This window comes from Segatella maculosa DSM 19339 = JCM 15638, from assembly GCF_000382385.1.
GTDB lineage: Bacteria > Bacteroidota > Bacteroidia > Bacteroidales > Bacteroidaceae > Prevotella > Prevotella maculosa.
The window spans coordinates 48,754-57,986 of sequence record NZ_KB908334.1; the positions used below are offsets into that span (position 1 = coordinate 48,754).

Below are 9,233 nucleotides of genomic sequence, written 5' to 3' on the forward strand. Positions count from 1 at the left end.
GTTGTGGCGCCGCGTTCGAATGCCTACATGCAAAAAAGCGGCCGGGGAATGTTCCCCGGCCTGCCTTTTCAGTTGTGTGTAAAGCCCGGCGTGGGGCTTACACCTTATTATATAATATACCTTTGAGATTTATTTTGCTTCACTAATCTTATGCTATCATATAGCTTTGAGATTTATTTTGCTTCGGCGGTCTCCAATGCTGCCTCGTTCAAGCGGCGGTCTTCGATGCTGCGGCCCATGAAGAGGTAGGCGATGGGCGAGGCGATGAAGATGGAGGAGAGTGTTCCGAAGACTACGCCCATTGTCATGGCGAAGGCAAACGGCTGGATGCTCTTGCCGCCCAAGAAGAGAATGACGAGCAACACAATCAGCGTCGAGAACGAAGTGTTGATGGTGCGGGCCAAGGTCTGGTTGATGGAGTCGTTGAAGAGCGTCTGAATGTCCTGTTTCGGGTGGAGTTTGAAGTTCTCGCGGATACGGTCGAAGACCACCACCTTGTCGTTGATGGAGTAACCGATGACCGTGAGCACGGCTCCGATGAAGGTTTGGTCGATTTCAAGCGAGAACGGCAGCATGCCTTGCAGGAGCGAGAACAGTCCGATGACCGTCAGCGCGTCGAAAGCGAGGGCTATCGTTGAGCCGAGCGAGAAGGCTACGTTGCGGAAGCGCACCAAGATGTAGAGGAAGATGGCTGCCAGCGCGATGATGACGCTGATGATGGCGCCGTAGGTGACGTCTTTGGCCACTGAGGGGCCTACCTTCGAACTGCTGATGATGGAGCCGCCGGCGCGAAGGTCGGGGTTCTTGAACGTCTCGAGGCTCTTCTGGCTGACGAGTCCGGCTTTCTTCAAGCCTTGATAGAGCATGTTCTCGGCTTCGTTGTCTACGGCCGGGTTGTTGGACTCAATCTTGTAGTTGGTCGAAATGCGTATGGTCTTGTTGTCGGTACCCAGCGAGAGCGCGCTCGTCGTGGCATTCGGGAAGATTGTTCTGAGCACTTCGCGCACCTGTTCGGGCTGGGTTGACTTCTCGAACTGCACGACGTAGTTGCGGCCTCCCGTGAAGTCGATGCTCTGTGCTAGTCCGCGTACGAAGAAACTTCCGATGAACACGGCGGAAAGAATGATAACAATGCCGAACGTGCTCTTGTACATTGACATGAACTTGTAGTTCTTATCCTGCATGAGGTTCTTGCTGATGCCGGTCCAGTACTTCAGGTTCTGCCAACGGTCTTTGTTGAGTTGGTGTTCATAAACCAAGCGGGTGAGGAACACGGCACTGAAGAACGAGCATACGATACCGATGATCCACGTGGTAGCGAAGCCTTGAATGGGTCCCGTTCCGAAGACATAGAGAATGACACCCGTGATGAGTGAGGTCAGGTTGGAGTCGAATATGGCCGAGAAAGCGTTGCCGTAGCCCGCGGCGACGGCTTGTTTCATGCCTTTTCCCGCCCGGAGTTCCTCCTTGATGCGCTCATAAATGAGCACGTTGGCATCGACTGCCGTACCCAACGACAGCACCATACCTGCAATACCCGACATGGTAAGCGCGGCTTGGAACGAGGTTAGAATGCCCAATGTGAAGAAGACGTTGATGATAAGTGCCGCATTGGCAATCATTCCCGGTATGAAGTTGTACATCAACACCATGTAGATAATCAGCAGCACGAACGCAATGACGAACGAAATGATGCCTTGCTGAATGGAAGCGGCGCCGAGCGTGGGGCCTACAACCTCTTCCTGAACGATGCGGGCAGGCGCAGGCATGCGGCCCGACTTCAGCGTGTTGGCAAGGTCTTTGGTCATTTCAACGGTGAAGTTGCCCGAGATGGAGCTTGAACCGCCGTCGATTTCGCCGTTCACACGCGGTGCGGAATAGACCGCATTGTCAAGAACAATGGCGATGGCTTTGCCGATATTGGCCTTCGTGAGGGCTGCCCAGCGGCGTGCTCCCTCGGTGTTCATGGTCATATTGACCTCGGGTTGCCCCGTCACGTGGTTGAATTCGTCCTTGGCGTCGGTTACAACGTCGCCCTGTAGCGGTGCCTGTCCGTTGTTAGATGTGACCTTGATGGCATAAAGCCCGAAGATGTTCTTGGCCTGAATGCCGTCTTCGGGCGTGGCACTCCACAGCAATTTCACGTCGGAGGGCAGCACTTGCTTGGCTACCGGCCCGTAGATGAGTTTGCTGATGGCTGCCGTGTCGCGCACGCTGGCGTAACCAACGAGGGCAAGAGAGTTCTGTCCGGTGGTTTGCAGCATGGCCAAGAGCGGGTGTTGCTTCTTGGCAGCCTCCATTTGTGCGTTGCTTGTCTTGGCAACGTCGTTCTTGTCGGCGTTCTTTATCTTGAACTTAGCCGGCTTTTCAGCTGGTTTTGCCTTTGTTTCGGTAGCCGTGCTGTCGGTCGTCTCCGTTGTTTCGCCGTTAGCCAAGCGACTGTCGAGTTGCTGCAGATAAGGAATAATCTCCTCGGCGTTGTAGGTTTCCCAGAATTCGAGGTTCGCACTACCCTGCAAAAGCTTGCGCATGCGTTCAGGTTCCTTGATACCCGGCATCTCAACCATAATGCGGCCGGTTTGTCCTTCAAGCTTTTGAATGTTGGGCTGAACGACACCGAACTTGTCAATACGGGTGCGGACGACATTGAAAGAGTTGTCGATGGCTGCCTGAACTTCCTCGCGGAGCACTTTCTCTACCTCAGAATCAGAACTTTGAGGATTGACCTTGCCTTGCAACTGCTGTGTGGCAAAGAGCTCGGCGAGGCGGTGTCCCGGTGCATTCTGATGATAATACTTCACGAAAAGCGAGATAAAATCACTCTGACTCGTCTCCTCTTCAGCGCGAGCTTCCTTCATTGACTTGGTGAAAGCAGGGTCGGTCTTGTGGTCGGCCAGCGTTTCGAGCACGTCGGGAACAGACACTTCGAGGATAACGTTCATGCCGCCTTTGAGGTCAAGTCCCAGACCAATCTGGGTTTCCAAGCATTTCTGATAAGAATAAATCCCGAGATACTTCACAGAATCCTTGTAATCCTGCTGTGCAATAGGGTCTTTGAGCTTTGCAGCCTCGCTGTCATAGTAGCGTGTGGCAAACGAGAATGAAAGATAGAAAATGCTTGCAAGCGTCAGAAGGACGGCTGTACAAATTACAATTCCTTTGTTTTGCATTTTTTTATTTGTTATTGATAATTGTTTTTCGCTGCGCAATACGAAAGCTTCACCTATCGTATATAGACGTGCAAAAATACAAATTTTCTTGCAGTAAATGAAATTTATGCGCGTGAAATATACAATTTTTACTGTTTTCCTTGCTTTTTCAGCCAGCAGATAATGGGGTAATGGTCGGATTCTTTGATGCTGCGGTCCACTTTACAGGCGTAAGGTTGCCAGTCATCGGAGCACATGATATGGTCGATGCGCACATACATTCCGCCCTTATGATAGCTAATTCCGGGGCCATTCCCGCTGGCAATGTAGCAGTCGGTAAGCCCTTTAGCGATGGTGTGCCGGGCGTATGAGATGGGGCTGTCGTTGAAGTCGCCGCAGAGAATGATGCTGCGCCCCTCGTGCTTGCTGACATATCGGGCCACGGCATCGGCCTGAACAGCCCGCTTAGCCGAGGCTTCTCCGAGCTTATCCACCAGCTTGTAGGACATTCGCTTGGCTTCCGGAGTGGGCAAATCGCCCTTGACCATCTGCTTGAACTCGCGTTTGTCTTCGCTCGAAAGCCCGGTTGTTTCAAGGTGATTGTTGACCACAATGACCGTGTCGCGGCCGATTTTCACCTCAAAAGCACCGCTGAGGTTGCCCCGTGAAGGGTAGACGATGCGCTCATGCGAGAGGATAGGGAACCTGCTATAGATGGCTATGCAGTCGCTTGTGGGCGAAACTTTCAGCGTATCTTTGTAAGGATAGAGCTTGTCAAGCACAGCATTCACGCGAGCCTGCCCGATTTCGTAGGTCATGGCCTCCTGCAAGCACAGGATATCCGCCTTCTGTGTCTTGATATATTCAAGAATAGGGAACTTACCGTCAGCATGTCGCTCCCAACCGGCAAAGCTCCACACATTATAAGATATCACTTTGATGGCATCCTTGGGAATATCGTGCGGAACATTGAAAGGAATGTAGGCTCTGACGGGCATATAGCACACCAAATAGCCCACGACGGGAAGCCATACGCCCTTCTTCTTGACGCAAAGCCAAAAGAGCAGAAAGCCGAAATTGAGGACGAGGAACACGGGAAACAACAAGCCAACATTGGCCAACAGCTGATGTTTCACCGGATTAAAGCGGTCGGAGAAGCCCACGAACGTCATCATGAGGATAGTAGCCAGATTGGCTCCGGCCACGATTTGCAAGGTAAACCGCTTGATGCCACGCAACATACGCCTCTTTGTCAATGCCGTTTGCTGCTGTCGAAGAGCTTTCGCTTCTCTTCGGCCGTGAGACTATCGTAACCACTCTTGCGTATTTTGTCGAGAATCAGGTCTACTTCGGCCTGATCTTCGCGTTCCCGGCGGTTATAGTCCCAATCTTGCTGCCGATTGTTGTAGGCGTTCCCGTTGTTTTGCGTCCCGGTGTGCCCGAATTCGTTGCGATGTGCCCGGTTATCCCAGCGTCGTTTTAAATTGTCGAAGAACTGTTGTCCGCCCGAACGGTCGTATCCGGCTCCGGGGTGGCTTCGCCAATAGCGTATCAGGAAGAAACCGACGACCATTCCGCCCAGATGGGCCAAGTGGGCCACGTTGTCGTTGGTGGTGGACATGGCCGAGAAGAGCTCAATCCCAGCATAAATCATCACGAACCATTTGGCTTTGATGGGTATGGGAATGGGAATGATGAACAGCCGCTCGTTGGGAAACGTCATACCGAAGGCCAACAAGATGGCATAGACGGCTCCCGAAGCCCCCACCGTGGTCCAACTGTTCAGGGCATCGCCCAGATGACGGGCCACCTCGGGCAGTTGCGCGAGGGAAAGTGAAGGATATTGCGACGCAACCGTGAGATAGAACGAACAAAACTGGGCTGCTTCTTGGAACAAACCAGCCCCGATGCCGCATGCAATGTAATAAAAGAGGAACTTCTTCGGCCCCCATACGTTCTCAACCACCATGCCGAACATCCATAGGGCAAACATGTTGAAGAAAATATGCTCCAGACTGGCATGCATGAACATGTAGGTGACGAGCTGATAAAGGCGGAAATCGGGTGCCATGAAGAAGTGTAACCCGAAGATGTCGTTCAGGTCGACGGGACCTGCGCCCGAAAAGCTCACCGTTCTCAATGCATACATCATCAAAAATGCAAGCACGTTGATGATGAGCAGGTTCTTTGTTATTGTCGGAATACGTCTCATTCGTAATCGTTTCTAATCGTTCTATGTTTGATGTTATTGGGCACAAAAATACGAAAAATATTGTTTAATTCGCCTTAAAACAGGCTTATTCATGCCGTTTTTTGCTTTTTATCTTACTTTTTTTCCTTTTTTGTTTTGTTTTCTGAAAGGAATAGCCTATATTTGCCAAATCAATAAACAATTTTTCAACAATTAATCATTTTAATTTAACTGAATTATGAACAAAACAGAATTGATCGAGAAGATCGCCGCAGGTGCAAATCTGACCAAGGCAGACGCAAAAAAGGCATTGGACGCAACAACCACAGCCATCAAGAAGGCGCTCGTTGCAGGTGACAAAATCCAGCTTGTAGGCTTCGGCACATTCAGTGTGAACAAACGTCCAGCTCGTGAGGGTATCAATCCTGCTACAAAGCAGAAGATTAAGATTGCAGCTAAGAAGGTTGCAAAGTTCAAGGCAGGTGCTGAATTGTCTGATGCAGTGAACAAATAATTGTAAAGATTTATTATAGATTAAACGAAACGGGTTCGTCAATGGGTTTCCCCCATTGGCGACCCGTTTTTATTTGCCGTTTTGTTTCAACCGTATTGCGAGATAATATAGTCATAATGGCAGTGTAGGGACACACGGTTCGTGGGTCCGCTCCATTGGAATGGAAATATAAGCACATGGTAGTTTGGGCGGACGCACGAGCCGTGCGTCCCTACATGCATTCGAACTGAAATTCAACGACTTACACTTTGCGTTTCAATGTCAGTCATTTTAGCGTGCAAAGTGGCCCATTTCATCGTGTAAAATGGCTGAGGTTGCACGGTGAAATGACTGAGATTGAAACGCAATATGGTTATGCCTAATTTTATTTGGACTGAAACGAGTTTCCAACGAAATCAAAACTTGAAGGCTTGGTCGTTAAAGACTTCTGATGCGTTCATCGAAATCCTTTGCTCCTCCCTGCGCATGGAAGAGCTTTTGCAGGAGACGTTGCCGCATGTTGGTCACGTTTTGCGGACTGATTCCAAGCAGAACAGACAGCTCACTGGGGATAAATCGCAAGCGAATGAGCAGGCAGACGAGCCGTTCTTTCTCGTTCAGGTGGCTTTGATGGAGTGTTTTCATCAGCGAAGGGTCGTGGTTGGCAACAAGTTGATAGAGTTCTTGGCGATTGTTTTCAGGCGCTTGGCGGCCACGCGAGGCGAGACGGTGCAGCGTGATGACGCAATCGGTGGCCAGCATCTCGTTTTCGATGTTCCATTTCTCAGGAGCTTTCCGGTCATCTTGATAATCTGCAATGCGTTTTTCCAGTCGGCTGATTTCATTTTTGGCCCATCGGTAGGCTTCAAGGTCGTGCACGTAGCGTGCATTGACGTTGTTGAGGTTGCGATAGAGCCTTTTCACCTTATTTATATAGTAGCGACGGCCGACGAAAGCTGCCACCATCAGCAGGATGATGACGAGGAGCAGCACCGAGATGCGCTGATAAGCACGTTTCTGCAGGGCGTTTTGTTCGAAATCTGACTGCAGTCGGGCTATTTCGTCGGTGTTGATGCTGGGCGATTCCTTTGTGGCACGGTGGTATTCTTGGAGCAGGAACGTGTTTCCGGGCTTGATTTTCAGGAGCGAATCGAGGGCGGCCATGCGAATATCATGCTCGTTTGAGTTGGCTGCCTTGTACCAATAGTCCGCTGCCATGGCCGTGTTTCTGCGGTGTTGCCACAGGTTTCCGATGGCCATAGCCGTGCGGTAAGTGTAGTCAAAAGGGTAGGCTCGGGCGAGATAAGCACCGGATTGGGCGTAATCCCCACGGTCGAAATACCACTCGCCAAGGCTTGTCAGTATCTCGGCATAGGTGCTTGGGTCGGTTTTATTGATGAAAGGCAACGTGAGTTTGAGGCATTTCACGGTGCTGTCTACATGGTTTAACCGCTTATGGGCCTTGCTTTCCAAGAGGTAACACCGTGCGATGAGCGTGGGATTGCGGTCGAACCGGAGGGCGGCCTTGCGTGCTTCGCGGAATTGCCGCAGTGCCAGTTGGTAGCAACCGTTGTCAAGATTGATGTTGCCCAAGGTGAGTTGGAGCCTGCAATAGGGGTAGTCATCTTGCTTGTCTGCGGTTTCTTGGGCTGCAATGGCATTGGCGAGTGCGTCTTTATAGTTGCCGTGCTTGTATTGGTTGATGCTTTTGCAGAGATAAGCACGCGAGAGCAGGGCGCGTGTCCCATGGTTTTTATAGTACGTGATGAGTTGGTTGGGAAGGGAATTCGTTTGGAAAGAGAGTGGTTTCTGCAGGTAAGTCTCACAGCAAAGTAGGTTGTAAAAGACCGTGTCTTCGGCAGATTCGAGTCTTATCTTGCCCTCGTAGAGGCGGTTGAACGCTGCGTCGGGGTCGATACGTTGCAGACTGTCGATGCGCGCGAGAAGCGGATTGCGGGTGCTCCGCGTGGAGCAGCCCGCAAAAAAGAGCGCAATTGTCAGCCCGAAAAGAGCTTTTCGCATGGTTCTTATTTGAGTTTGAACTGCACGGGTATGTTGAATTTCACCCTTACCGGCTTTCCGTCCCGCTTGCCGGGCGTCCATTTTGGCATGCTATTCACCACTCTCACGGCCTCGGCATCAAGCAAAGGGTGCACGGATCTCACGACTTTGACGTTGGAGATGCTGCCGTTTTTCTCGACGATGAAGCGCACGATACATCTTCCTTCTATGCCTTTCTTTTCAGCTTTCTTGGGATATTGCACGTTTGTGAGAAGGAAATTCATCATCTCTTGCATGCCTCCCGGAAAGCTGGGCATCACATCTACGATGTCATACACCTTACCTTTTCCCTGCGTTTTCGCCTCGGCTGTTATGAAACAGAGCGTCATCAGGAGCATTGTCAATAGGGTTTTCATTGTTGCTTTTGTTTTCATTGTCTTTTCAAATTGATGGTTTTATAATTAATGTTACTTGTCATGACGATGCAAAAGTAGTAATTTCAGCGTTTTCTGTCAAGTAAATCGTTACACAGGTTTACACAAGTCCTTGTTTTTTCTTTTCGATTTGCGTGCCTATACCATTGTTCCAACTTGGCAATTTAGGCTATAAAGCAATATAAAATGAGTTTTTTTGAAAAATAATCTCTAAAATGTTTGTAGATTGAAAAAATATATATACCTTTGCAAACGCTTTCAGGAAGAAATCGTAATTATTAAAGTTGATTATAGAATTCCAAGAGCAAGGCGGAAGTCTTGTTAAGGCTTTTTGCCAATCATAGAAACATCGTTCTTTGATAGGATTTAAGATAAACAGAGAAGTAGTACAAGAAGCGAGGTACGTGCCTTTTCGGGTGCGTACCTTGGGTAGAAGAAACGAGCCGTTCAATTATTTTGGAAAGGTTTTGCTTTAGACTTCGATACTAAGTGAAGGAATTCGTTCTGGACAGATTAACTTGAGGTAGATTGGGAGAGTAGGAGTATTCATGCTTTTTATTCTTTGGCATTTTACCTTATGATTTCTATTTTTACAATGGAGAGTTTGATCCTGGCTCAGGATGAACGCTAGCTACAGGCTTAACACATGCAAGTCGAGGGGAAACGACATTGAAGCTTGCTTCGATGGTCGTCGACCGGCGCACGGGTGAGTAACGCGTATCCAACCTGCCTCTGACCAAGGGATAACCCGTCGAAAGTCGGACTAATACCTTATGCAGTCGTCGGAAGTCATCTGATGACGACGAAAGATTTCATCGGTGAGAGATGGGGATGCGTCTGATTAGCTTGTTGGCGGGGTAACGGCCCACCAAGGCGACGATCAGTAGGGGTTCTGAGAGGAAGGTCCCCCACATTGGAACTGAGACACGGTCCAAACTCCTACGGGAGGCAGCAGTGAGGAATAT

At 49.9% G+C, this 9,233-nt stretch carries 6 protein-coding genes and 1 rRNA gene; 2 read left to right on the forward strand and 5 right to left on the reverse strand.

Annotation, left to right across the window (positions count from 1 at the left end; all coding sequences use genetic code 11):
• Positions 1–173: 173 nt before the first annotated feature.
• From secDF to H164_RS0111275, 3 genes are all read right to left on the reverse strand, one after another.
• A complete protein-coding gene (gene secDF, locus H164_RS0111265) occupies positions 174–3,170 on the reverse strand; it encodes a protein translocase subunit SecDF (RefSeq protein ID WP_025830207.1) in 2,997 nt (998 codons plus the stop codon).
• Between the two features lie 128 nt (positions 3,171–3,298).
• Complete coding sequence (locus H164_RS0111270; protein WP_019968714.1) at positions 3,299–4,390, reverse strand: endonuclease/exonuclease/phosphatase family protein; 1,092 nt, start codon at positions 4,388–4,390, stop codon at positions 3,299–3,301.
• An 11-nt stretch (positions 4,391–4,401) separates the two neighbouring features.
• Complete coding sequence (locus H164_RS0111275) at positions 4,402–5,361, reverse strand: rhomboid family intramembrane serine protease (RefSeq protein WP_019968715.1); 960 nt, start codon at positions 5,359–5,361, stop codon at positions 4,402–4,404.
• A gap of 217 nt (positions 5,362–5,578) precedes the next feature.
• On the opposite strand from H164_RS0111275, the gene H164_RS0111280 reads away from it, so the two are divergent.
• The gene (locus tag H164_RS0111280) at positions 5,579–5,854 is read left to right on the forward strand and encodes an HU family DNA-binding protein (protein ID WP_008565848.1); all 276 of its coding nucleotides are present in this window, start codon (positions 5,579–5,581) and stop codon (positions 5,852–5,854) included.
• Positions 5,855–6,271: 417 nt separating this feature from the next.
• On the opposite strand, the gene H164_RS0111285 is transcribed toward H164_RS0111280, so the two are convergent.
• Complete coding sequence (locus tag H164_RS0111285) at positions 6,272–7,855, reverse strand: tetratricopeptide repeat protein (protein WP_019968716.1); 1,584 nt, start codon at positions 7,853–7,855, stop codon at positions 6,272–6,274.
• 5 nt (positions 7,856–7,860) lie between these two features.
• A complete protein-coding gene (locus H164_RS0111290; protein ID WP_019968717.1) occupies positions 7,861–8,268 on the reverse strand; it encodes an energy transducer TonB in 408 nt (135 codons plus the stop codon).
• A 592-nt stretch (positions 8,269–8,860) separates the two neighbouring features.
• Between H164_RS0111290 and H164_RS0111295 the strand changes: the two genes are divergently transcribed.
• A 16S ribosomal RNA gene (locus H164_RS0111295) occupies positions 8,861–9,233 on the forward strand; the annotation flags it as partial.